General features: G+C 70.6%; 20 protein-coding genes and 1 pseudogene. 10 read left to right on the top strand and 11 right to left on the bottom strand.

Annotation, left to right across the window (positions count from 1 at the left end; genetic code table 11):
* Nucleotides 1-112: 112 nt before the first annotated feature.
* Nucleotides 113-2,383, top strand: a complete 2,271-nt coding sequence (locus tag FB157_RS39665; protein ID WP_261386826.1) for a PP2C family protein-serine/threonine phosphatase — start codon at nucleotides 113-115, stop codon at nucleotides 2,381-2,383.
* A 73-nt stretch (nucleotides 2,384-2,456) separates the two neighbouring features.
* Here FB157_RS39665 and FB157_RS39670 read toward each other — a convergent pair whose 3' ends face one another.
* Nucleotides 2,457-5,417 (bottom strand): HAMP domain-containing protein, encoded by a 2,961-nt coding sequence (locus tag FB157_RS39670; RefSeq protein WP_261386828.1) that lies wholly within the window; start codon nucleotides 5,415-5,417, stop codon nucleotides 2,457-2,459.
* Between the two features lie 77 nt (nucleotides 5,418-5,494).
* On the bottom strand, nucleotides 5,495-5,947 hold the full coding sequence (locus FB157_RS48970; RefSeq protein ID WP_261386829.1) for an ATP-binding protein: 453 nt from the start codon (nucleotides 5,945-5,947) through the stop codon (nucleotides 5,495-5,497).
* Nucleotides 5,948-6,077: 130 nt separating this feature from the next.
* Between FB157_RS48970 and FB157_RS39675 the strand changes: the two genes are divergently transcribed.
* Nucleotides 6,078-6,992 carry a SigB/SigF/SigG family RNA polymerase sigma factor gene (locus FB157_RS39675; RefSeq protein WP_145885729.1) on the top strand — a complete coding sequence of 305 codons (915 nt, stop codon included), beginning with the start codon at nucleotides 6,078-6,080 and terminating at the stop codon, nucleotides 6,990-6,992.
* Here FB157_RS39675 and FB157_RS39680 read toward each other — a convergent pair.
* The 3 genes from FB157_RS39680 to FB157_RS47730 all read right to left on the bottom strand — a co-directional run bounded on the left by FB157_RS39680 (nucleotide 6,925) and on the right by FB157_RS47730 (nucleotide 8,115).
* Nucleotides 6,925-7,410 carry an ATP-binding protein gene (locus tag FB157_RS39680; RefSeq protein WP_145885592.1) on the bottom strand — a complete coding sequence of 162 codons (486 nt, stop codon included), beginning with the start codon at nucleotides 7,408-7,410 and terminating at the stop codon, nucleotides 6,925-6,927. The genes FB157_RS39675 and FB157_RS39680 overlap by 68 nt on opposite strands.
* Nucleotides 7,411-7,441: 31 nt before the next feature.
* Nucleotides 7,442-7,846 (bottom strand): STAS domain-containing protein, encoded by a 405-nt coding sequence (locus FB157_RS39685; RefSeq protein WP_398948006.1) that lies wholly within the window; start codon nucleotides 7,844-7,846, stop codon nucleotides 7,442-7,444.
* Nucleotides 7,847-7,962: 116 nt separating this feature from the next.
* A complete protein-coding gene (locus tag FB157_RS47730) occupies nucleotides 7,963-8,115 on the bottom strand; it encodes a hypothetical protein (protein ID WP_186581895.1) in 153 nt (50 codons plus the stop codon).
* Here FB157_RS47730 and FB157_RS39690 point away from each other — a divergent pair.
* From FB157_RS39690 to FB157_RS39705, 4 genes are all read left to right on the top strand, one after another.
* Nucleotides 8,114-8,521, top strand: coding sequence for a CBS domain-containing protein (locus FB157_RS39690; RefSeq protein WP_261386830.1), 408 nt, complete (start codon nucleotides 8,114-8,116; stop codon nucleotides 8,519-8,521). The genes FB157_RS47730 and FB157_RS39690 overlap by 2 nt on opposite strands.
* 39 nt (nucleotides 8,522-8,560) lie before the next feature.
* A complete protein-coding gene (locus tag FB157_RS39695; RefSeq protein WP_145885594.1) occupies nucleotides 8,561-9,109 on the top strand; it encodes a type 1 glutamine amidotransferase domain-containing protein in 549 nt (182 codons plus the stop codon).
* A 149-nt stretch (nucleotides 9,110-9,258) separates the two neighbouring features.
* Nucleotides 9,259-10,269, top strand: a complete 1,011-nt coding sequence (locus FB157_RS39700) for an alpha/beta fold hydrolase (protein ID WP_145885595.1) — start codon at nucleotides 9,259-9,261, stop codon at nucleotides 10,267-10,269.
* A gap of 139 nt (nucleotides 10,270-10,408) precedes the next feature.
* Nucleotides 10,409-10,777, top strand: a complete 369-nt coding sequence (locus FB157_RS39705) for a low affinity iron permease family protein (RefSeq protein ID WP_145885596.1) — start codon at nucleotides 10,409-10,411, stop codon at nucleotides 10,775-10,777.
* 78 nt (nucleotides 10,778-10,855) lie between these two features.
* Here the strand turns inward: FB157_RS39705 and FB157_RS39710 are convergent, their stop codons facing one another.
* From FB157_RS39710 to FB157_RS39725, 4 genes are all read right to left on the bottom strand, one after another.
* A complete protein-coding gene (locus tag FB157_RS39710) occupies nucleotides 10,856-11,944 on the bottom strand; it encodes a glutamate--cysteine ligase (protein ID WP_145885597.1) in 1,089 nt (362 codons plus the stop codon).
* A gap of 71 nt (nucleotides 11,945-12,015) precedes the next feature.
* A complete protein-coding gene (locus tag FB157_RS39715) occupies nucleotides 12,016-12,429 on the bottom strand; it encodes an ANTAR domain-containing protein (RefSeq protein ID WP_145885598.1) in 414 nt (137 codons plus the stop codon).
* A 192-nt stretch (nucleotides 12,430-12,621) separates the two neighbouring features.
* Nucleotides 12,622-13,482 carry a hypothetical protein gene (locus FB157_RS39720; RefSeq protein ID WP_145885599.1) on the bottom strand — a complete coding sequence of 287 codons (861 nt, stop codon included), beginning with the start codon at nucleotides 13,480-13,482 and terminating at the stop codon, nucleotides 12,622-12,624.
* On the bottom strand, nucleotides 13,479-13,730 hold the full coding sequence (locus FB157_RS39725) for a hypothetical protein (RefSeq protein WP_145885600.1): 252 nt from the start codon (nucleotides 13,728-13,730) through the stop codon (nucleotides 13,479-13,481). Before FB157_RS39725 ends, FB157_RS39720 begins: the two co-directional genes overlap by 4 nt.
* A 208-nt stretch (nucleotides 13,731-13,938) precedes the next feature.
* Between FB157_RS39725 and FB157_RS39730 the strand changes: the two genes are divergently transcribed.
* Nucleotides 13,939-18,234 (top strand): CHAT domain-containing protein, encoded by a 4,296-nt coding sequence (locus tag FB157_RS39730; RefSeq protein ID WP_145885601.1) that lies wholly within the window; start codon nucleotides 13,939-13,941, stop codon nucleotides 18,232-18,234.
* A gap of 109 nt (nucleotides 18,235-18,343) precedes the next feature.
* Here FB157_RS39730 and FB157_RS39735 read toward each other — a convergent pair whose 3' ends face one another.
* Nucleotides 18,344-18,559, bottom strand: a complete 216-nt coding sequence (locus tag FB157_RS39735) for a hypothetical protein (RefSeq protein WP_145885602.1) — start codon at nucleotides 18,557-18,559, stop codon at nucleotides 18,344-18,346.
* Between the two features lie 689 nt (nucleotides 18,560-19,248).
* Nucleotides 19,249-20,175, bottom strand: coding sequence for a DUF2867 domain-containing protein (locus tag FB157_RS39745; RefSeq protein WP_145885603.1), 927 nt, complete (start codon nucleotides 20,173-20,175; stop codon nucleotides 19,249-19,251).
* Between the two features lie 47 nt (nucleotides 20,176-20,222).
* Between FB157_RS39745 and FB157_RS39750 the strand changes: the two genes are divergently transcribed.
* The 3 genes and pseudogenes from FB157_RS39750 to FB157_RS39760 form a co-directional block, all read left to right on the top strand.
* Nucleotides 20,223-20,834 carry a TetR/AcrR family transcriptional regulator gene (locus FB157_RS39750; protein WP_385170867.1) on the top strand — a complete coding sequence of 204 codons (612 nt, stop codon included), beginning with the start codon at nucleotides 20,223-20,225 and terminating at the stop codon, nucleotides 20,832-20,834.
* Between the two features lie 321 nt (nucleotides 20,835-21,155).
* Nucleotides 21,156-21,956: a thioesterase family protein gene (locus tag FB157_RS39755; RefSeq protein ID WP_145885605.1), complete on the top strand. Its 801-nt coding sequence runs from the start codon at nucleotides 21,156-21,158 to the stop codon at nucleotides 21,954-21,956.
* 75 nt (nucleotides 21,957-22,031) lie between these two features.
* Nucleotides 22,032-22,442 (top strand): annotated as a pseudogene (locus FB157_RS39760) (hypothetical protein); the annotation flags it as partial.
* Nucleotides 22,443-22,462: the final 20 nt, after the last annotated feature.

The following is a 22,462-nucleotide window of genomic DNA, read 5'->3' on the forward strand; positions in this document are numbered from 1 at the left end:
GCCGTTCATGCGGGGCGGCGGAAGGCCTCGATCCCAGGCCGGGCGAGTAAAATTCGGAAAGGTACGAGCGCCTTGTCCGGGACGCCCGCCTGACGGCGGAACGGAGGTCGCCTTGACCATTTCTGCGGGGCCGGCCGGAGCGTCCCCGGACTGGGCCGATTCCGGCTTCACCGGCCTGGCCGCGGAGATCGAGCGGCTCCGGGCCGACCACGCGCTCCGCCATCTGACCGATCTGGCCACCGGCGTTCTCGCCGCCCAGCTCGGTGTCTCCATCGCTGACGCGGCCGCGCACCTCGACGCTCTGGCCCGGGCGACCGGACTCTCGCCGGGGGATCTCGCCGCGGACGTCGTGAACTCGGTCGCGGCGCCGGGCGACCAGCCGTACGCCCCGAATCCGGTCACGCCGCTCCAGGCCCGGCAGCAGCGCCGTACCGCCGCGGCCGCCGAGGCGACGGACAGCGTCGGGGACGCGGCCCGGACGCTGCTGGAGGGCGCCCTCGACCCGCTCGGGGCGGACAGTCTGTGGCTGTGGAGATCAGCCGCCTCCGGCAGCCTGAGCCTCGCCGGACACGCCGGGGCCGGGGCCTCGGAGGCCGCGGCCTGGTGCTGGATCCCGCCGGCCTGTCCCGAGCCGTTTCGCACTGCCCTCGACAGCAGCGCTCCTCTGTGGATGGAGAGCGGTCCGGCCGCAGGCTGCCCGCTGCCCGGAGTACGGTCGGACGCTGCGCGGGCGCTGCTGCCGCTGCGGCGTCAGGGGGAGATGGTCGGTCTGGCGCTGGTCGGCTGGCCGGGTCCCACACCGCTCGACGCCTCGCTACGGCGCGCTGTCACGGACTTGATGGGCATGGCGATCACCGTTCTGGACCGCCCGGACAGCCCCGTGCCGGACGTGCCCGTACTGGTCGACATCCTCGACGCGCTCACCGGGCCGGCGGCCCTGCTGCAGACGAGCGACGTGACCGGGGCCGTGATCGTCGACCACCTCAACGGAGAGGCCGTCGCCGCCCTCGGGGGTGTGCTCTCGGCAGGCGACAGGCATCTGTCGCGTGTCTTCCCGCTGACCCATCAGGCCCTCGGCCGGCTGGTGCGGCGGACCCGGCGCAGCCGCCGTCCACAGCGGGCCGTCCGGCTGCCGGCGACCGCCCGCACGGAGCCGCACGGATCGCCCGCACCGCTGCTGGATGTCCGGGTCCTGCCCGCCGGGGACGGTCGGTACGTACTCCTGTGGAACACCGCGAGCGACTCCCGCCTCGCGACCGGCCGTGCCGTTTCCCGGCTGCAGAGCGTCGCCACCTTCCAGGACAGCCTGACCGGCGGCGAGACCGTGTGGTCCGAGCAGGCCTACGACATGTTCGGGATGGACTGGCAGGACGCCCCGGTGCCCCTGCTGGCGCTGCGGGGACGGATCCACCCGGAGGACGACGGCGTCCTCACGGAACTGCTGCGATCACTCATGAAGGGCAGGACAGGCGCGCAGGCCGTGCTGCGCATCGTGCGCCCGGACGGATCCGTGCGGCATGTGCGGGTGGCGGCGGAGCCGCTGCTCGACGGCGAGACGGTCACCGGTTTCGTCGGGGTGTACCAGGACGAGTCGGTGATCCATCGCACGGAGCTCGCCCTCAGCGCGACGTTCGACAGCCTGACCGTGGTCCGCGACCAGGCGGAGCTGCGGCACCGACTGGCTCTCCAGCTGCAGCAGGCCATCGTCCCCGAGACCCCCGCCCTCCAGGAGCTGCCCGGGGGCCTGGTGGTCGCCGCCCGATACCGTCCGGCGGCGGAGGAGTACCAGGTCGGCGGCGACTGGTACGACGTGCTGCCGCTGCCGGACGGCAAGCTGCTGGTGGCCGTCGGTGACATCGCCGGGCACGGAATCGACTCCGTCACCGGCATGGTCGCGCTGCGCAACGCCCAGCGGGCGCTCGCCTTCACCGGCGGGCCGCCCGGGCAGCTGATGGGATGGCTCAACGAGGTCACGCTGCGCACCGGCGACGGGACCACGGCGACAGCGGTGTGCGCCCTGTACGACCCGGACGAGCGGCACCTCGTCTGGTCGAGCGCCGGGCACCTCCCCCTCCTGCTGCTCCGGGACGGTCATGCGCGGCTGTTGGAGACCCCTGAGGACATCCTGCTCGGAGCGGTCACGTCGTTCCGCTACCAGGAGCGCCGCACCGCGCTGCGGCCGGGAGACACGCTGCTGCTGTACACGGACGGGCTGATCGAGCGGCGGCACGACGGGCTGGGCCTGGGCTTCGCCCGCCTTGTCGCCGCGGTGGACGAACTCGCGACCGGCGGGCAGCTGGGGCCGCTGGTCGACGGACTTCTCGGTCTGGCCATGGGGGACACCGACGACGACACGTGCATCGTCGCCGTCGGGGTGCGGTGATCCACGCACCGGAGGGAGGATGTGCCCCGTCCCGCTGGTGAGCTGTGAGGGCCAGGGCCGGGCCCGGGAACCGTCACTTCGTCAGTCGGTGATGGATCATGGTGAGCAGCTCCGTCTCGTCGATGGGCTTGGCCAGATAGCCGTCGGCGCCGGCCGCCAGGGCGCTGGCCCGATCGCCGGGCATCGCCTTCGCGGTGACCACGATGATCGGGAGGTGCGCGCGGTCCGGGAGCCTGCGGATCCTCTCGATCGCCTCGTACCCGTCCATCCCGGCCATCATGACGTCCATCAGCACGAGCTCGATGTCGTTGCGTTCGGTCAGCAGCTCCATGGCCCGGCGTCCGCCGTCGGCCGTCACCACCCGCAGCCCGTCGGACTTCAGGACCTCCGTGAGAGCGAAGACGTTGCGGTGGTCGTCGTCCACGACCAGCACGGCCGCACCGGACCCTGCCGCGGAGACGTCAGGAGCGGAAGGCCCCGGGAGCGCGTGCTCCCGGGGCTGAGCGTCCTCGCCCGTGGCAGGCGCGGCAGGGGCGGGTGACTCCGTGCGCACGGGGAGGTACAACGTGAAGCGGCTGCCTCGACCCGGTGTGCTCTCGACCTCGATGACGCCGCCGATGAGCGTGGCGACCTCCCGGCTGATGGACAGACCGAGTCCGGTACCGCCGTAGCGGCGCGCCGTGGTGCCGTCGCCCTGCTGGAAGGCCTCGAAGATGTGCCGGAGGCGTTCGGGTGCGATGCCGATCCCGGTGTCGGTGACGCGGAAGGCGAGTACCGGTGCGGCACCGCCCAGACCGGCCGGCGTCTCGGCGGCGTCGGCGGCTTCGACGCTCAGCGTGACGCTTCCTTCGTCGGTGAACTTCAGCGCGTTGGAGAGCAGGTTGCTCAGCACCTGACGCAGTCGCGCCTCGTCCGTGGTGAGGGACTCGGGCACCTCGCGCGCCACGGAGACGGTGAAATCGAGCCCACGTTCGCTCGCGACAGGACCGAACGCCGCCGTCAGGTGCTCCAGAAGATGCGACAGGAGGAAGGGCTCGTGCCGGACGTCCATCTTGCCCGCTTCCACCTTGGACAGATCCAGGATGTCGTTGATCAGCTGGAGCAGGTCGGAACCGGCCGAGTGAATGACCTCGGCGTAGTTGACCTGTTTCTTCGTCAGGTTGCCGTCGGGGTTCTGGGCGAGGAGACGGGCCAGGGTGAGCAGACTGTTCAGCGGTGTCCGCAGTTCGTGACTCATGTTGGCGAGGAACTCGGACTTGTACATCGAGGTACGGGACAACTGCTGGGCGCGCTCCTCCAGTTCCTGCCGGGCCTGCTCGATGACCCGGTTCTTCGACTCGATGTCCTCGTTGCGTTCGGCGAGCAGGGCCGCCTGCTCCTGCAGTTCCGTGTTGGACCGTTGGAGCTCCTGCTGCCGGGCCTGCAACTCCTCCGTCTTGGAACGGAGTTCGTCGGCGAGACTCCTCGACTGGGCGAGCAGCGCGTCGGTGCGCAGGTTGGCCACCAGCGAGCTGAGCACGGCTCCGGCGCTCACGACGAACCGGTCGAGGAAGTCGCGGTGCAGGTCGGTGAAGCGGTGCAGGGCGGCGAGTTCGACGGCGCCGAGCACCAGGTCCTCGACCACGATGGGCAGCACGACGAGCTCCGTGGGTTCCGCCGATCCGACGGCGGAGGAGATGGTGGCGTACCCCGGGGGCACCGTGGCGACGAAGAGGGCCCGTCGGTCGCGGGCGGCCTGGCCCACCAGGCCCTGTCCGACGCGGAAGCGACGGGACGTACCCGACTCGGGCGGCTCGGCGAGCCCGTACGCGGCAGCCATGACCAGCTCGGGTCCGTGCTCGCCCTCTTCGACGACGAAGAAGGCGCCGTACTGGGCCGAGACCAGCGGCGGCACTTCCGTCATGATCAGCTGGGCCATCTCGGGCACGCTGCGGGTGCCCTGGAGCAGCCCGGTGATGCGGGCCAGGTTCGTCTGCAGCCAGTCCTGCTCCTTGTTGGCCCGCGTCGTCGCGCGCAGCGACTCGACCATGGCGTTGATGTTGTCGCGCAGTTCGCCCACCTCGCCGGGTGCGTCGGCGGTGATGGAGCGGGTGAGATCCCCCTCGGCCACGGCACTCGTGACCTCCGCGATGGCCCGGACCTGACGGGTCAGGTTGCCGGCGAGTTCGTTGACGTTGTCGGTGAGGTCCTTCCAGGTTCCGGACACCCCGTGGACCGTGGCCTGGCCGCCGAGCTTTCCCTCCGTCCCCACTTCGCGTGCCACGCGGGTGACCTCGGCGGCGAACGACGACAGCCGGTCCACCATGGTGTTGATCGTGGTCTTGAGTTCGAGGATCTCGCCGCGTGCGGCGACGTCGATGCGGCTGGTCAGGTCGCCCTGTGCGACGGACGTGGTGACCTGGGCGATGTTGCGAACCTGGTTGGTCAGGTTGTCGGCCATGAAGTTGACGTTGTCGGTGAGGTCCTTCCAGGTTCCGGACACCCCGCGGACCGTGGCCTGACCGCCCAGCTTGCCGTCCGTACCGACCTCACGCGACACGCGGGTGACCTCCTCGGCGAACGACGACAGCCGGTCGACCATGGTGTTGATCGTCTCCTTGAGCTCCAGGATCTCGCCGCGCGCGCCCACCCGGATCTTCTGGGTGAGATCGCCGCGGGCGACCGCGGTCGCCACATGCGCGATGGAACGCACCTGCAGAGTGAGGTTGTCCGCCATCGCGTTGACGCCGGTGGTGAGCTCGTGCCAGGCCCCGCTCGTCCGCGGTTCGTGCACGCGGCTGCCGAGCACCCCCTCGTCGCCCACTTGCCCGGCGACGCGGGTGACCTCGGAAGTGAGCAGGGAGAGCCGGCCGACCATGTCGTTGTAGACCACGGCGATGTCGCCGAGGGTTCCGGCGGCGTCCTCGGGGAGCCGGACGGAGAGATCCCCGTCCCGTACCGCGGTGAGACCGGCGAGCAGTCGACGCAGGCCGCCCTCGTCCGAGCCTGCGGCGGCTGGGGCCGCGCCGAGGCGTGCTGCTCTGCGCTTCGCCATGAGAGCACCTCGTACGAGCGGGCGTCGCGTGGACGGACAGGCCTGGCTCCGCGGTGCCCACGCACCGCGTTTCCACTCTAGGACCGGTCCGGAGCTGCGGCTTCCGGGACGATGTCCACCTCGAACCAGACGGTCTTGCCGCCGTGAGAGCCGGGCACGCAGCCCCAGCACGCCGCGAGCCGCTGGACGAGATACAGCCCGTGCCCCGAGGTGCGGGAGGCGCTGTGCCGGCCGTGCGGATGAGGAACCACCGGGCTGGTGTCGCTGACCTGCACCCACAGTGCCCGATCGGTCGCCGTGAGCTGCAGTTCGGACGGGGCGCCCCCGTGTGTGCAGGCGTTCGTGACCACCTCCGAAACCAGCAGCACGGCGTCGTCGGCGGCTTTCCGGCCGGGCCGGCCGGCGGATCCGAACCACTTGACCAGCGCCCGCTGGGTCAGGGCACGGCAATGAGCGACCACTCCGGGTTCCGCAGGGAGTTCGTAGCGCAACGAGCGGTCGCCGGTCCGCTGCTCCGTGGACCTGGCCATGCGCTGCGCCTTTCCGGCGCATACCGCATCAAACCATCCCCTGGGGGAAGAATGACTGTAGGACGCTCGATCGACGGACCCCGCCGCGTTCGCCGCGGTGCAGGCCCGCCGCCACCGTCGAAGGAGCCTCATGTCCACCGTCCAGACTTCCGCAACCTCCGCCCATGACGCGGGTGCCGTCATACGTCGCGAGGCCCTTGCCGGACTGCCGGATATCACGCGGCCCACCGAGGTTTCGACGGATGAGGCGCGGTCCCTCTCCGTGGCCCTGTTCGTGCGCCTGCGCGCACTGGAGGAGGGCACGCCCGAGTACTCCTACGTGCGCAACACCCTCGTCGAACTGAACCTCAGTCTCGTCAAGTTCGCCGCCCGGCGGTTCAGGGACCACGTCGACTCGGCCGAGGACATCATGCAGGTCGGCACGATCGGCCTGATCAAGGCGATCAACCGTTTCGATGTCGACCGTGACGTCGAGTTCTCGGCGTTCGCGCTGCCGACGATCGTCGGCGAGATGAAGCGGTTCTTCCGTGACACGACCTGGGCCGTGCGGGTTCCCCGACGGCTCCAGGAAATGCGGATCGAGCTGGCGAAGTCCGCCGACCGACTGGAGCAGAGGCTCGGGCACCGGCCCAGCCGCGGCGAACTCGCCGCCCAGATGCAGGTGACCGAGGAGTGTGTGGCCGAGGGTGAACGCGCTGCCAACGGCTATGCCGCCCGCTCCCTGGACGCACCGGTCGAGGAGGACGACGCAGACGCGTTGCGTCTCGTGACGCGCCATCTGGCCACGTCGGAGGCGTCGTACGAACTCGTCGAGGACTTCGAGTCGCTGAAGCCGCTGATCGCGCGGCTGGGGGAGCGGGATCGCCTCGTGCTGTCGTTGCGCTTCGGCGAGGAGCTCACCCAGGCGGAGATCGGGGAGCGTCTCGGTCTGTCGCAGATGCACATCTCGCGCCTGCTCAAGCGGATCCTGGGTGAACTCAAAGCGGGCTTGATCGACGACGAGCCGACCGCGCCCGATCAGACTTCTGCTCGGACGGGCGGGTGACCTCCACCCATACGACCTTTCCGCGTGCGCGATCAGGCCTGGCCTCGGACCCCCACGAGCGGGCCAGCCGGTCGAAGATCATCAGGCCGTGCCCGCCGGGAAGCGCGGGTGATCGCGGGGCCTGAGCATGCGGATGCTCGGGGCTCGCGTCGGACACCTCGATGCGCAGCCGTTCGCCGCCGTGCCGGAGGACCAGTTCCTCCGGGCCCCCGGCGTGCAGACACGCGTTGGTGACCACCTCGGACACCAGCAGCAGTACATCCTCGACCTGTTCGCGGGCCTCCGGCGTGGCGGCCGGCAGCCAGCCCCAGTCGGCCAACGCCACAGTGGTGAAGTCACGACAGCGAGTCACCGCGCCGCCCGTGCCGCGCAGGGCGAGTCGTCTGACCTGCTCGTGGCCGGCGCCTGTCGTCGTCATGATCCCTCCCTCGGCTCCGACCGCGGCGGCGTCACGTGCCTGCCTGGCTGTCCGTGAGTGCCGTCTCGACATCCTGGAACACCCGGAAGACGTTGTGAGCGCCGGTGATCTCGAACATGCGGTCGACCGGCGGGCGCAGCCCCGCGATGTCCAGGCGTCCTCCGTGGTTCTGCATGCGCAGCCGGGCCTTGAGCAGGACGTTGAGTCCGGTCGAGTCGCAGAACAGCAGCCCGGAGCAGTCGGCGATGATCCGCTGTGCCCCGATTCCCTCTTCCAGGGCCTGTTTCAGGGGTCCTGCCGAGTCGTGGTCCACCTCTCCGGTCAGGACCAGTACGACCGTGTCCGTCCGGGCCTCGGGCCGTATCTCCACGACGAGCCGACGGTCCCGGCCCACGCCCCTCGCGGGATGGTTCGTTGCCCGCCCTTCAGCGTCCACGGCAACGCACGCCTCCTCCCGGCATTCAGGAACGGACAGGATTCCCTGCAGCAGAACGCCCCTGCATGGGGTCTATGCCCACATTGTCACGTGATATCCACCTTGCCTCACGCCCATCAGCCGCGCAGCGACGGCAGGACGTCGGTGCGGTCCCGGGCGTTCGCGGTGAGGCGTGCGGTGTGGGGTACCCGGCAGCCGAGCGCGCGGTGACCGCGCCCTGCCGGAGCGCGGAAGGGGGCCGAAATGGCCAGGAGAGTGCGCGACATCATGACCGATGCCCTGACGGCCTTGGACGCACGGGCGTCCGTGACATCGGTGGCTCAAGTGATGCGCGACCAAGGCGTGGGTCTCGTGCTGGTGACGGATGACGGTGACCTGATGGGGCTGGCCGGCGATCGAGACCTGGTGGTCGGCGCGGTCGCGGACGGAGCCGACCACCGCCGGATGCCCGTCGGCCGAGCGGTGCGCCGGGATCTGGTCACGGTCCGCGCGGACGACGACATCGAAGATGCCGCAAGGGCGATGCGTGAGCGGTCGGCTCGACACGTCGCGGTGGTCGACGGCGGTGGACCCGAGGGTCTCGTCCGCCTCGACGCCCCGGCCATCGAGGCGACCTCGGCGCCCATCGTGGCACCGACGCCGGATCTCGACAGCGGCACCGCGTCCGCCCGATGACGGGAATCGACGACAACGGGGAAGGAGAGTCGACCGGTCATGCGTATCGCGTTTCTGACAGCGCCCGAGGGCGTAGAACAGGTGGAGCTCAACGAGCCCTGGCAGGCGACATGGGAGGCCGGGCACGAACCGGTGCTGGTGTCGACCGAATCCGGTGAGGTCCAGGCCTTCCACCACCTCGACAAGGCGGACAGGTTCACGGTGGACGAGGTCGTCGGTGATGTGTCCGCCGACTCCTTCGGCGGCCTGGTCCTGCCCGGTGGGGTCGCCAATCCGGACTTCCTGCGGACGGACGACGAGGCCGTCGCTTTCGTGAAGGGGTTCTTCGAGCTGGGGCGCCCGGTCGCCGCGATCTGTCACGCGCCCTGGATCCTCGTCGAGGCGGACGTGGTGCGGGGGCGTGAACTGACCTCGTGGCCGAGCCTGCGCACGGACATCCGCAACGCGGGCGGCACCTGGGTCGACAAGCAGGTGAAAATCTGCGACCACGGGCCCAACAAGCTGGTCACCAGCCGCAAGCCGGACGATCTGAAGGCCTTCTGCGCAGCGATTCTGGACGTGTTCGCCGAGGAGATGACGGCACGCTGAGCACGGGCCGACGCTGATACCGTGCGGGGCCTTCGCAGCGATCGCACCTCCTGCCGTACGGATTTCACCCGATTGCCCTGGTGGGCTGCCCCGTCACCACGGACGGGTGAAGCTGAATGCCGTACAGCCCTACGGAAGGTGCGAGCAGTATGAGTGCGGTCCATGGCATACGACGCCACACGTGGCGTATCCACGGCGTGGCGGCCGGATTCGCCGCCGTCGCGCTGTGTGCGTTCCCGGCGGCACCGGCTTCCGCGGTTGGTGGCGAGGGCGGCGCGAAACCAACCGTCGTGCTGGTGCACGGCGCCTTCGCCGACGGCTCGAGCTGGAACGGAGTGGTGAGCCGCCTGCAGCAGGCGGGGTTTCCGGTCATCGCTCCCGCCAACCCGCTGCGCGGACTGGCCAGCGACGCCGAGTACATCCACAGCGTCCTGAAGAGCGTGCGGGGACCGGTCGTGCTCGTCGGTCACTCCTACGGCGGCGCCGTGATCAGCGAAGCGGCCGTCGGCGACGCCCAGGTCAAGGCGCTGGTCTACATCGCCGCTTTCGCCCCCGCGGCGGGAGAAAGCTCCCTGGAACTGTCCGGCAAGTTTCCCGGGAGCACTCTCGGCCCCGCCCTCGACAACGTTCCCTTTCCCCTTCCCGGCGGTGGCACCGGCATCGATCAGTACATCAAGGCCGGCAAATTCCATGACCAGTTCGCCGCCGACGTGCCCAGGTCCGTCACGGACCTGATGGCCGCCACCCAGCGTCCCGTGGCCGCCTCGGCCCTGGTGGAGAAGGCCACCAGGGCCGCCTGGAAGACCATCCCGTCCTGGACTCTGATCACCACCGAGGACCGCAACATCCCGCCGGCCGTACAGCGCTTCATGGCCCAGCGCGCCCACGCGCACACCGTCGAGGTCAATGCGTCCCACGCCGTCTCCGTCTCCCAGCCGGGCGCGGTCGCCCGCCTGATCGAACAGGCGGCCCAGGCCACCGCCACCACGGCGACGACCGCCACCGAACCTGCGGGCCCGACGCTCGCGCAGACCGGTTCCGGGCGGCCGATCGCACAGGCCGTCACCCTCGGAGGCACGGCCGCCGCGTCGGTGGCCGCCGGCTCTGCCGTCGTACTCCTCGTCCGCCGCCGGCGAGCGGCATCGAAGCACGGTCGCTGAGCCTCGACCCTGTCCGGCGGCAGCAGAGTCGCTCCCCACGGTGCCGCGAGCACCCCGCCTCGAGGGGTACTCGGACGGAGAGTCCGCAGCCCCGCCCGGTGACGAGCGCGGGAGGGCGCGCCCCGAGAGGTGAGAGCCGATGACCTTCCTGCATCCCGCTGACCGGGGCGGCGACCGGCGCCGGTGGTTCGAACGGTTCGCGGAGGGCGCATCGCTGTTCACCAGCTCCCCGCTGTTCTTCCTGCTGTGCCTGGCGCTGGTCGCATGGGTGCTGATCGTCCATGCTCTCGGGATGGGCACGGAGTGGCAGGTGCTCGCCGGGGACTCGATGACGGCCGTGACGCTGCTCCTGCTCGCCCTGCTGAAGAACTCGGAGCTACGGGCCGAGCGCGCCATCCAGCGCAAGCTGGACGCCATCGCCGCCGCCCTGCTCGAAGCGCAGGAGGGCTCACCGGGAAAGGCGTACGAGGACCTCAGGGCCGCCATCCGTATGGAGGAGGAGATCTGACGAGAGGATCCGCGGGCAGGCATGCCGGAGCAGCCCGCCGCCGAGGGCCTCGACGTACTGATCCTTTCGCCGAGCCGCTCAAGCCAGGGTGCGCTGTACGCACTCGGTGACGACGCCCTGAAGGCTGCCCGTGCGTTCCATGAGCACCCGCTGTTCGCGGGCGCCGGTGCCGTGGCTCAGCAATTCGCCGACGGACTTTTCGACGCGGGCCGCGTCGCCGCTCTCGATCAGTGCGTCCCCGGTGTGTTCCAGCAGCGAGCGCACCACGTCCGCGGCGGGCCGGGGCCGCATGGTCGCGGGATCGAGGAGATCCTGCCTCAGGCCCGTCCGGGCGGCTTGCCAGGCGGCCAGCCGCAGCAGACTGACGCCGTGGTCGAGCGGTGGCCGGCCCGCCCGCCAGTCGCGCGCGGCGGTCTCCACCAAGGCCCGGACCAGAGTGGCGACGAGCACGGCGGTTTCCGCGCCCAGGCACACATCCGCCACCCGGATCTCCACCGTGGGAAAGCGCGCGCTCAGACGGGCGTCGAAGTAGGCCATCGCCTCGTCCAGGATGACGCCGGTGGCCACCATGTCCGCAACCAGCCGGTGGTACCGCTCGGCGGACCCGAACAGCTCGGCCGGCCCGGCCGACGGCCAGCGCGCCCAGACCCGGGAGCGGTAGCTGTCGTAGCCGGTGTCGAGGCCCTGCCAGAACGGAGAGTTGGCGCTGACCGCACAGAGCACGGGCAGCCAAGGCCGGATCCGGTCGAGAACGGCGACGCCCTCCTCGTCGGACTCCACCGACACATGCACATGACAGCCGCAGGCCAGTTGCCCACGGGTGCCGATGCCGTACCGGTCGGCCATCCACTGGTAGCGCTCGTTCACGGTGATCGTCGGGTTGAGCGGCAGCGGGGAGGTGGCGAGTGCGGCGACCGCGCACCCGATCTCGCCGGCGCGCCGTGCCGCCTCCTTGCGGCAGTGCATGATTTCGGCAGCGAGGTCCGCCATCTCCGACTGGGGCCGCGTGGCGAACTCCAGCATCTGCCCGAACAGCTCCTTCTCGAAGACGTCCTGTGCGGGATCGTCCTCGGCGGCACGGGCAAGGACGGCGGCCGACACGGCCCTCGGCTCCCCGCTGTCGGGGTCGACCAGGAGGAGTTCCTCCTCCACTCCCACGGTACGCACCTGACGCCGCCCTCCTGCTGTGCGGGGCCGTCCGGGGACCGGAGCAGCCGCCGCAGCCGGGTGTGCCTTGCTCACGCCACTTCAAGCTTGCCGCGTCGGGGGACCGCGGGCGAGTCGTCGACCGGCGGGGTGGGCTCGGCTGCGTCGGGTTCCGCGTCTGTCAGTGCGCTGTCCAGTGCCTGACGGAGGTCGTCGGACAGCCGACCGGTCGCCACCCAGTCGACGAGGAGACCGGCGATCGTGGGCAGACCGATGCCGGTGCGCCGGGAGACCGCCGTGAGGACTTCGATGCCCTGGTCGGGACGGAGCCCGCCGACGGCCATGACCACGCCGATCGCCTGATCGATCACAGCGTGTGACACGACGGCTTCTTGCAGCTGGTGGATCTCCCGACGCAAACAGCTGATCTTGACGTGGAGATCTTTGCAGGTCAGGAGGGTTCCCACTGTGGTGCGCTCCGTGTGGCCCTGGTGCGAGTAGCCCATCGTGATCACGTCCTAGAACTGGCTCTCCGCCCCGGACTGCCGCCGCCGACGTGCCCGATGACGAGGAGGACAACCCGCTAGTACCCAAAAGAACGCGTGTACGTGCATCACGGGCCCGACTCCGAGGGTCGTCGTCGGCGCGTGTTCGTACCGGGCTTCCCCCCGGTCACCGGCGTGGCCGCCGCCCGCCCCTCACGCCCCCTTGCGCACGACCCGAGTCACCTCGCGCCCGATCTCTGGTGTGACGCGGCCGTCCGGGACGGGGATGCCGAGCGAGGTGGCGAGGCTCGCTCCGTGGAGGTCGACCGCGGACTCCATCAGTTGAGCCAGGTTCGCGATGGCCGACCGGCCTCGGACAACGGCCGTGAGGAGCGTTGCGAGCCCAGCCGGCCCGAGTGGCCACCAGACGGCTCCGGCGAGGGCGTAGAGAACTCCCCAACCAGCCACCGCAGCCGCCCTGTTGAACGCGTCCCTGCTCTCGTCCAGTACCTTCCGGGCCTCCTCGGGCAGCCCCAACCACAGCCGTGGCCAGCCGTGTTCGAGGTCGAGGCCGTACTCGATCCCGACGCGGGTGCTCAGTGCCGCGACACTGTCACCCATGTACGTAGGCCTCGTCGGAGGTGCCAGCGCGATGCGATTGCGCCGGTACGCCAGTTGGGCCAGCGTCTTGTCCGACTGCCCTTGGCGGTAAGCCTGTTCATACTGCTCCTGGGCGCGATCCCAGCGGTGACGGCGCCGGCTGGTCAGTGCCTCGCCGGTACGTCCGGGCCACTGCCCGAGCCACAGCCAGTGAACGGCCCTCCCCGTGCCCTGCGCCAGCAGCCCCGCCCAGGCGGCCAGCAGTACGGTGCCCACAGCAGCGGCGGCGAGCCGGCCGGCCGAGGCCCTGCCCTGCTGGACCGCCGTCACGAAGTGTTCGTCGCCGGGCCACGATCCGGAGTGCATGCGCCAGCCCACCACGACGGAGGCGACGAAGAGGGCCCCGGGTACGACGAGAAGGGAGACCCACTTGCCGGCCAACTGCTTGGCGAGCTCGTTGAGGAAGGAGTTCACCGAATGCGCCGCTCCGGCGCCGCCCGTGCCAACGGCTCCTCGAACAGGTGGCATTCGGGCGTCGCCACCCCCGGCGCCCGTACCCAGTCCCGGTCGCACCGCCCGGCGGGACAGACGAACAGCCCGTCGACCGGCACCCCCGGGTCCACCCCGGGCACCCCGACCACCGATCTGGCGCCGAGCGCCGGGATTCCGAACTCCCGCCCCAGCTCGTTGAGTTGCACCACCACGTCGCTCTCGGTCCGCATGCGATGCGCCAGCTCCGTGACCTCGTCCGCGCGGCCCTGAGCCGCGGCGAGACGACGCAGAAGAGGGAGGGCCTCACACCATGCCGCGACATCCCCCCGACGTTCCATGCTGCCCCTTGTCACTCCTGGAGAAGACGCGTCAGCGTCGCTGCATGATGGTACGGGCGCAACACGCCGAACAGCCACCGCGGGGGGAGCGACGGAGCAGATGGAGAACTCGCCACTCACCACAGTGCAGGCACTGCTCGGACGCTTCGCGTCCACAGCCGATCCCCAGCAGATGCTCGGACCCGAGGCCGACACGGCGGCCGGACTCCTCGCCGCGTCCCTGCACACGTCATGGAGCGACGAGGGTGCCCACGCCCTGGGCTGGTTCCACTGGTTCCGCTGCCTGGCCCGACAGACTTACGACGGAGCGGACTTCCACCGCGCCCTGGAGCTCTTCCGGCCGCTGTGGGGGCGGATGCCGGAGGCGGTGCCGGACGCGATCGGCGCCGTACTCGCGCGGGAGTCGGCCGCACCGCGACGACTCGAAGAAGCCCTGCGGCTCGGCAACGAGGCAGCCGACCGCGCGGCCGCCTACCGAACCACCGGAGACCCGGCCGAGGCGGCCGAGGCGATCGCTCTGCTCCGACGCGCCATCGGCATCCTGCGGGAGACCGAAGCCCTGCCCGAGATGCTGCAGATCAACCTGGTGGAGGTCCTTCTGCAGCGGCATGCGAGAGGCGATGATCCCGGCTCGCTGGACGAGGCCATCGGCTGGGCCTCGCGCACGATCGACTCCCTCGCGTCCATACCCGACGAACAGGCCGTAGCGCTGCTCGGACCGCTGGGGGGAAACCTGCTGCACGCCTACCGCGACGGCGTGGCCGGCCCCACGAGCCGCGATCCGCGACTGCTCTCCCTGGCCGCGGCGGCGTGGGACCGTGTCCAGGAGAAGGCCACGGACCAGGAGACGCGGGTACAGGTCCGGATCCGACTGGCCGGGGCCCTCATCGAGGGTCACCTGCGCACCCCGTCCGCCGAATGGGCCCGACAGGCCGGCGCCTGCATCGAGCGCGTGCCCGAGGAATACGGCCCGGCCGATCCCCGCGCGCGTCCCGTCCTCGACGCCCTCACCACCGTCGTACCGTTGCACGTCGCGCAGGGAGAGCCCGCCCTGCTCCGCGCACGAGCCCTTGTGCTGCGCCGGCTCGTCGCGCATCCGGGGGTGAGCGACGATCGGCGGCGCGCGTACCAGGCGGACCTCGGTATGTGTCTGCGGATGACGCACTCCGCCACGGGCGAGGTCGCCGCGCTGGACGAGGCGGTGGAGGTTCTGGAGGCCGCGCTCTCCGGGGCGGACGGGTCCGGGCCGGACACAGTGAGCCGGATGGTCAGTCTCGCCAACGCCCTCAAGTCGCGCGCGCACGAAGGGCGGAGAGAGGACGCCGACGCCAGGACCGGCGAGGGGGCGCGGCACGACATCTCGGCGGCGGAACAGTGGGCGCGCCGTGCCCGTGAGGCGGCACCGCAGGAAGCCGGAACGCTGTCCTGTCTCGGCAATGTGCTGCGGGTGAAGGCGCTCCGGCTGCACGACATGGAGGCCATGCGGGAGTCGGCGCGCCTGAACCACGCGGCCGCACGAGCGCTGGACCCGGCCGATCCGGCCTACGTGGCACAGCTGATGAACGCCGGGCTGTCCCATCAGGAGTCGGCCGCAGCCACCGGCGACCTCTCCGACGCCGACAACGCGGTGACCGTGCTGCGGGCGGCGGCCGCGCACCTCGGGGCCCGGCACCCCCAAAGGGTCCCCGTGTACGTCGAGTTGGGCCACTCACTGACTCTGCTGGGCGAACTGGGCAAGGACAGGAAGACCGTTGCGGAGGGCAGACGTCTCCTCGAATCGGTCGTCGGCGAACTCCCCGCCGACCACGTCGAGGTGCGCCGCGCGAAGTCCGGCCTCATCGACTCCTACCGGGTGGAATTCCAGCTCACCCGGGAGGAAGCTGCGCTCGACAAGGCCCTCGGGCTGGCCCGGAGCCACCTGGAAGACCCCACGCTGAACGAAGACGAGCGCGGCCTCCTCCTCGGCAGATGTGCGAGTGCCCTCACCGCCGCCTACGACAGCACGCGGGACAGAAGACTCCTCGACGAGCTGGTTCCCGTCTGCCGGGCCGCCGTGCGGATCGCCCGGCAGGGCTCCTTCGACCGGGCCCACTCCCTCCTGGAGCTGGGCGTCTCCCTGGTCTCGCTCTACGAGGTCTCACGGGACAGCTCGGCGCTGCTGGAGGCCATGGACGTACTCGGAGAGGCGGCGGCGGGCCCCGAAGCCTGGCGTACGACGCCGGAGGCCATGGCGAGGCTGGCGGAAGCGAGACTGCTCCACACGCGGCAGTTCGCCCCCTTCGTGGACATGGCCCGCAGGGCCCGGGAGAGCAGTCCCCGCACCTTCACGGACCTCTTCGCCCAGCCCTTCACCGCGTACGAACGCGAACTCGACGCGGTCGTCGACCTCTGCCGGAAGTCCCTGGCACTACACGCCCAGGGCGGTCCGGAGCGCTCGGTTTCACTGTCCTACCTGGCCGTGGTGCTTCTGGGCCGCGCGCGGGACCGTACGTCGGCGCAGGACGCCCGGGAGGCCGTGGACCTGCTGCGTGAGGCGATCCGGACAGGTCCTGCCGACCACCCGGACCGGCCGCTCTGGGGCACCAACCTGGCCAACGCGCTGCTGGACCTCCACCGGTACGAAGCGGATGGGTCGCTGCTGGACGAGGCCGAAGTCGTGACGCGCGAAGCCATGGCCGTCACGAGCCCGGACGAGGTAGGGCACGTGCGAGCGCTGCTGGTGCTGTCCCATGTCCTGGCACGACGCGACGGCGAGACAGGAGACTCGGCCGCGGAGGTGCTCGAACTGAGACGCCAGGTCTACCGAACCCCCCACTTCACTCTCCCGGATCGCATCGAGGCCGCCAGGGCGGCCGGTGGCCTGGCCGCCGGTCTCGGCGACTGGGAAGTTGCGGCCGCCCACTATGAATCCGCGGTGGACCTGCTGCCGCTGCTGGTCGGGCACCGGCTCGCACGCTCCGACCGTGAGCTGCTGCTCGCGGACGAGCTCCTGCTCGCTTCCCAGGCCGCGGCCTGCGCCCTGCAACTGGGCGATCCCGAGAAGGCACTGGACCTGCTCGAACGCGGGCGGGGCATCCTGCTCGGACAGCTCACCGAGACTCGCCGTGACCTGACGGACCTTCGTCGTCAAGCGCCTGAACTGGCCGCTGAGTTCAGCCGACTCGGCGAGGCCATGACGTCCCTCGGTGCGAGCACCGACCGCGCTTCGGACCATGCGCCCGGTACCACCAGGGACGAGCACCGGCTGACGGTCCGCGCCTGGGAGCGGGCCCGCGACAACATCCGTGGCCTGCCCGGATTCGAGAGCTTCCTGCGACCTGGAGCACCTGACCTCGGCGCACTGACCGAGTCCGGCCCGGTGGTGGTCGTGAACCTCGCAACTCTGCGCAGTGACGCGATCGTCCTTGCCGAGGGCACGGCGAGGTGTGTGCCGTTGCCCCGGGCCGACCTGAGGTCCGTGGCGGACCGGTTCATGGCCTTCAGCTCGGCGGTCCGCGCGCTGCACGACCCGCACGAGCCTGCCGAGCACCGCTGGGAGGCAGGCACCGTCGTCCTCGACACACTCGCCTGGCTGTGGGAGGCGATCGCCGAACCAGTCGTCGAGCACCTTGGTCTCGGAGGCGGCGGTGACCACCTTCCGCGGCTGTGGTGGTGCCCGACCGGCATCCTGAGCTTCCTGCCCCTGCACGCTGCCGGGCGGTACACCGGTGATGCGCCCCGGGGAATCGCCGACTACGTGATGTCGTCGTACACGACAACACTCAACGCGCTGCGCCCGAAGACCGCCGAGCACCTCAGCTCCAGCCGCTCCCGCGCAGGCCGTGATCCCCGCCTGCTGGTGGTCGCCACTCCGGAAGCACCCGGAGCAGCACCTCTGCGGCACGCCGCCGCGGATGCGCAGGCACTGGCCGAGCTGTTTCCCCGGACCACTGTCCTGACCGGCGACGCCGCTGCGAAGCAGGCCGTGCTCCGCGAGCTCACGCGGCACTCCTGGGCCCACTTCGCCTGCCACACGCAGGCCGACATTCTCGGCCGGAGCGCCCACAGGCTCGTGCTGCAGGACGGTTCACTGTCGCTGCCGGACATCACGGCGCTCTCCCTCGACGCCGAGCTGGTCTTCCTCGCCTCGTGCGGAACCGCTGCCGGTTCCTACCACCTCGCCGACGAAGCCCAGCATGTCGCCTCGTCCTTCCAGCTGGCGGGCTTCACCCATGTGATCGCCACCCTGTGGGAGGTCGCCGACGGCGATGCCACCGAGTTCACCACGACCCTGTACGCCCTCCTGGCGGAGGGCGTCCGGCCGGCCGAGGCGATGCACCGAGTGACGCGCGACCTGCGCGAGCGCTATCCACGCAGTCCATGGCTATGGGCTCCCTATGTACACATGGGGCCCTGACCGGGCAAGAAGTTCACGCGCATACGCGACCCCGACCGGAGCGACAAGCGCATGCGCAGATGCGCCCCGTCCGGGCCGTACGACGGCCGGCCGAACCGTCCGACCGGAGTCAGTCGGTTTCCCGTTCCAGCACACGCCGGGCGGCCTCGGCTTCCGCCGCCGGCGGGGAGAGCTCGTCGAGAGTGTCGAGCTCGTCGTCCGACTCGAGTTCCCGTTCCCAGGCCGCCGCGAGCTGTTCCTGCTCCTCTCGCGGCTTGGCGCCGACGGCCTCCCGGTGCTCCGGGTCCAGGGCCGCCAGGAATCGTTCGACCGAGTCCGTCGGCATACCGTGCTCCTTGTCGCCGGGAAGGGGATGCACACCCCGTCCAGCATGACCAGCCGGACTCACCCCGGCCGCCCGACACGGCCTGGGACCACCCTGATGGCCCCGCCGTACTCGACGGACGAGATCAGCAAGCCGAACACATGGGCAGTGCCGCTCCCCGCCCCACACACAGGGCTTGCGCGCCGATCCAGGTGCCGAGGCAGGCGAGCTGTGATTTCCTGTTGCTCGCGCGGCGTCAGGGGGGGTGCACGCTCACCGAGAGGCCGCCATGTCGCACCACCTCAGCGGGCCCAATCTGCGTTCGCCCAAGGACGACGCCCGAAGTGATCCCTTCTTCGCCGACCTGGACGGCATCGTCGACAACTTCCGGTGGACCGGCAACGACTTCGGAATCGACAGGAACGTCTTCGGGATCGTGCTGGAGGTACCCGACGGCGAACTCGGCGACGGACCGATCGGCGTGTGGGCACGGGTCAGTCTGCGGCAGAACGGCCGGCTCGTCTCCGTCGACCGTGGGGCCCACCCCTCCCTGACCGCGTCCTTCAACGCCGAGGAGGGTCTCCGGCGGCAAGATCACGGACGACCGCATAGGCCCGCACGCCGACCTGCTGCCGGAGTTCTCCTACCTCGGCCACCCGCATCCGGTCCCCTGACCATGTCGGTGGGGGAGGAGTGTGTCTGCAGGGGGCTCAACTCCCCTGCGACACCGGAGAAGCGGGTTCCCGCAGCGCGCGTTCGGCAGCGCTCGGAGCCGTCAGGGCGAGCCGGCGGTGGATGCGGCGGAGCATCATCCGGGCCATGAAGGGGTGGACGCGTCCGACCACCGCCCAGTACAGCCTGCCGCGCCAGTTGTGGATCCGTACGACCGTACTGAGCGTGACCTCACGGTCGTCGACGTGGATCGAGGCGCGGAAGTCGAGGTGTCCGGCGTCCTCGCCCAGCAGTACTTCGCCGCCCTGGCGGCCCACCACCGGGAAGGAGGCGCCGCGCAGCACGTCCCGCCAGGGCTCGGGGTCCAGCGGCATGCCGGGACGCATCGTCATGCGCCAGGCATCGGCGTAGTCGGTCTGCTCGAAGGCGGCACGGACCAGCCGGGCGTCGGCCGGGAGCGGGCCGCCGGCTGCCCTTTCCCATGTCAACCGGTGGAGCAGCCTGACCCACGGCGTCCAGCGGACGGGGTCGGGCACTGCCCCGGTGGCGGACCGCTCGATGTTGTCGAAGAGTTCTTCGACCACCGTGTCATGCATCCAGCGCACCGCAAGGGCCCAGCCCAGCACCATCGGGCCACGGCGTTGCAGCTCCAGGGTGTGCCGCACGCGGCAGCGGTCCCGCCCCATCGGCTCGATGACGAACTCGTGGTAGCCGCTCGTGGGCGGGTTGAAGTCGAAGCGGGCGCGGCGGCCGGGCTCGTACGCGCGGACGCGGTAGCGGACGAAGCCGTGGCCGCCGTCCGCGCCGACGCCCAAGGGGCGGTCGAAGCGCATCGGGGGCCAGGCCGGTGCGGGCCAGAGCGGGTCGTGGAGCGAGGAGAGCCGTTCGAGGAGGGTCCCGACCGTCTGGGCGGGTGCCTCGATGGTGCGCTCATGGACATTGCTGATCGTGCGGAACCTGCGCATATCGCGCCTCCATACGCTGCCGTATGTTGCTGACCATACGGTAGCGTATGGACATGGTGCAGCAGCATGCGGAGGGGCCCCGTGCGGGCGGACGGAAGCGACTGACCGCGCAGGACTGGGCGGACGCGGCCCTTTCGGCGATGGGCGAAGGCGGTCTCGCGGCGGTCGCCGTCGAACCGCTCGCCGCGCGCCTCGGCACCACCAAGGGCAGTTTCTACTGGCACTTCGCCAACCGTGAGGCGCTGATCGAGGCCGCCCTCGACCGCTGGGAGCAGAAGTCCACCGAGGATGTCATCGCCGGGCTGGCGTCCGAGCCGGATCCGGCTGTGCGGCTGCGCAGGCTGTTCGTGGAGGCGTCCGAACTCGCCGCCGAAGACCCGCTGGAGGTGTCGCTGCCGGCCTCGGCCGGGCATCCGCGAGTCGCCGCCGTACTGCGCCGGGTGACGGAGCGCCGGGTGGGCTACCTGGCAGAGCTCTTCACCGAGCTGGGCTTCCCGCCGGACGATGCGCGCCGTCGCGCACTGCTGGCGTACACCGGCTACCTCGGGCACACACAGCTGGCGCACGCGGTGCCGGAGACGCTTCCGGCCGGTGTGGAGGGCGAGCGCTACATGGACTCGGTGCTCGACACGCTGATGGTGGCCGCTCCGGAGTCCTGAAGCGTGTCGTAGGGATCAGGCGCCGGTGACGACCCGCATGAAGACGACCGGTTCGGTGCCGTCGTTGCGGTAGGCGTACTCCTGGTCGCCGGCCGCCCAGGAACAGCGACTCCAGCTCCGAGCACGTCAGATGCCAGGCCGGACGCGGCCGACCCGGTCGGCGAGTCGCGGCTGTCGACCGACGTGACCTCACACCACCGCAACGGCGTCACGGCCGGGCAGGCACGCCGGACGGCGCACGCTGTGGGCCGACCTTCCGCCATATGAGCAAGCGCTTAGTAGTATGGCGAGGGGGAGAACGCTCGACACGAGGGGACCGATATGCCGACGTCGCAAGCCGAGGCCTTCTACGAACGGGAGGCCCCCGACCGGTTCCTCCCCACCGCGTACACACGGGGGCCCTGGGACGTCGACTCCCAGCACGCCGGTCCGCCGGCCGCGCTGCTCGGTCTGGCCGTCGAGCAACGACCGGATGGCCGGCCCGACATGCGGGTCGCCAGACTCACGTACGACATCATGCGGCCGGTCCCGATACGGCCGCTGACCGTGACCACGCGCGTGCTGCGCGCCGGGCGCAGCGTCGAGCTCGTGGAGGTCGGTCTCACACCCGACGGCGGCCAGGAAGTGATGAAAGCGACGGCCTTGCTGATGAAGACGGCACCGGACTCGGTCCCGGACGTGTCGCCGGGACGGCAGGTGCCCGGGCCTGAGGCCGTGCCCTCGAAGGCCTTCTTCCCCGTCCCCTGGGACCAGGGCTATCACACCGCCATGGAAGTGCGCTTCGCCGCCGGTTCGTTCCTCGAGTCCGGCCCGGCCACGGCGTGGATGCGTATGCGGGTCCCCCTGGTCGCGGGAGAGGAGATCACCCCGCTCGGCCGGGTGCTGACGGCAGCCGACTCGGGCAACGGCGTCAGCTCCGAGCTGGACTTCCGCCGCTACGTCTTCATCAACGCCGACCTCACCGTCAGCCTGCACCGCCACCCCGAGGGCGAGTGGGTCTGCCTGGACGCCCGAACCATGGTGGACGGCGCCGGCGTCGGCCTCGCCGAGTCCGCCCTGCACGACGAGAAGGGCCCGATCGGCCGCAGCACCCAGACCCTGTACGTGGCCGCGCGCGGCTGAGGAACCCGTCCTGGAGCAGCGCTCACGGTGCCGTGCGGCACTCGGGATGCGTTCAGGCGTCCGGTGGCACGGTCGCTGTCCACGACCTACGAAACGTCTGAGACTTCCGCCCTCCCCGCGGCCGACGGGACCGCCGCTTCTCCTCCGCGTCGGCTGCGCTGGAACAAAGTGCCCGAGGTCACCCTCTACTTCTGGTTCATCGAGGTGCTGTGCACGACGGTCGGCGAGACCGCGGCCGATCTGCTGAACGAGAAGGCGGGCCTCGGTCTGACGGGCGTGTCGGTGCTGATGAGCGCCCTGCTGGCCGTGGTGCTGGTGGTGCAGTTCCGCACGAGCGCGTACCGGGCCGGCGTGTACTGGCTGGCCGTAGCCCTGATCAGTGTCGTCGGCACCCTGATCAGCGACAACCTCACCGACAACATGGGTGTGCCGCAGGAGCTGAGCACCACGGTGTTCGGCCTCGTTCTGGCGGTTGTCTTCGTCGTCCGGTAACGCCGGGAGCCGTG

The organism is Streptomyces sp. BK340, assembly GCF_007827595.1.
GTDB lineage: Bacteria > Actinomycetota > Actinomycetes > Streptomycetales > Streptomycetaceae > Streptomyces.

What these genes read in the sequence shown, in the direction of transcription:
- FB157_RS47730 (WP_186581895.1), bottom strand. Translation starts at nt 8,115, where the DNA reads ATGATGTCGCGCACTCTCCTGGCCATTTCGGCCCCCTTCCGCGCTCCG.
- FB157_RS39700 (WP_145885595.1), top strand. Translation starts at nt 9,259, where the DNA reads ATGAGTGCGGTCCATGGCATACGACGCCACACGTGGCGTATCCACGGC.
- FB157_RS39745 (WP_145885603.1), bottom strand. Translation starts at nt 20,175, where the DNA reads ATGCGCAGGTTCCGCACGATCAGCAATGTCCATGAGCGCACCATCGAG.
- FB157_RS39750 (WP_385170867.1), top strand. Translation starts at nt 20,223, where the DNA reads ATGGACATGGTGCAGCAGCATGCGGAGGGGCCCCGTGCGGGCGGACGG.
- FB157_RS39730 (WP_145885601.1), top strand. Translation starts at nt 13,939, where the DNA reads ATGGAGAACTCGCCACTCACCACAGTGCAGGCACTGCTCGGACGCTTC.
- FB157_RS39670 (WP_261386828.1), bottom strand. Translation starts at nt 5,417, where the DNA reads ATGGCGAAGCGCAGAGCAGCACGCCTCGGCGCGGCCCCAGCCGCCGCA.
- FB157_RS39755 (WP_145885605.1), top strand. Translation starts at nt 21,156, where the DNA reads ATGCCGACGTCGCAAGCCGAGGCCTTCTACGAACGGGAGGCCCCCGAC.
- FB157_RS39690 (WP_261386830.1), top strand. Translation starts at nt 8,114, where the DNA reads ATGACCGATGCCCTGACGGCCTTGGACGCACGGGCGTCCGTGACATCG.
- FB157_RS39715 (WP_145885598.1), bottom strand. Translation starts at nt 12,429, where the DNA reads ATGGGCTACTCGCACCAGGGCCACACGGAGCGCACCACAGTGGGAACC.
- FB157_RS39725 (WP_145885600.1), bottom strand. Translation starts at nt 13,730, where the DNA reads ATGCGGACCGAGAGCGACGTGGTGGTGCAACTCAACGAGCTGGGGCGG.
- FB157_RS39705 (WP_145885596.1), top strand. Translation starts at nt 10,409, where the DNA reads ATGACCTTCCTGCATCCCGCTGACCGGGGCGGCGACCGGCGCCGGTGG.
- FB157_RS48970 (WP_261386829.1), bottom strand. Translation starts at nt 5,947, where the DNA reads ATGGCCAGGTCCACGGAGCAGCGGACCGGCGACCGCTCGTTGCGCTAC.
- FB157_RS39680 (WP_145885592.1), bottom strand. Translation starts at nt 7,410, where the DNA reads ATGACGACGACAGGCGCCGGCCACGAGCAGGTCAGACGACTCGCCCTG.
- FB157_RS39675 (WP_145885729.1), top strand. Translation starts at nt 6,078, where the DNA reads ATGTCCACCGTCCAGACTTCCGCAACCTCCGCCCATGACGCGGGTGCC.
- FB157_RS39695 (WP_145885594.1), top strand. Translation starts at nt 8,561, where the DNA reads ATGCGTATCGCGTTTCTGACAGCGCCCGAGGGCGTAGAACAGGTGGAG.
- FB157_RS39735 (WP_145885602.1), bottom strand. Translation starts at nt 18,559, where the DNA reads ATGCCGACGGACTCGGTCGAACGATTCCTGGCGGCCCTGGACCCGGAG.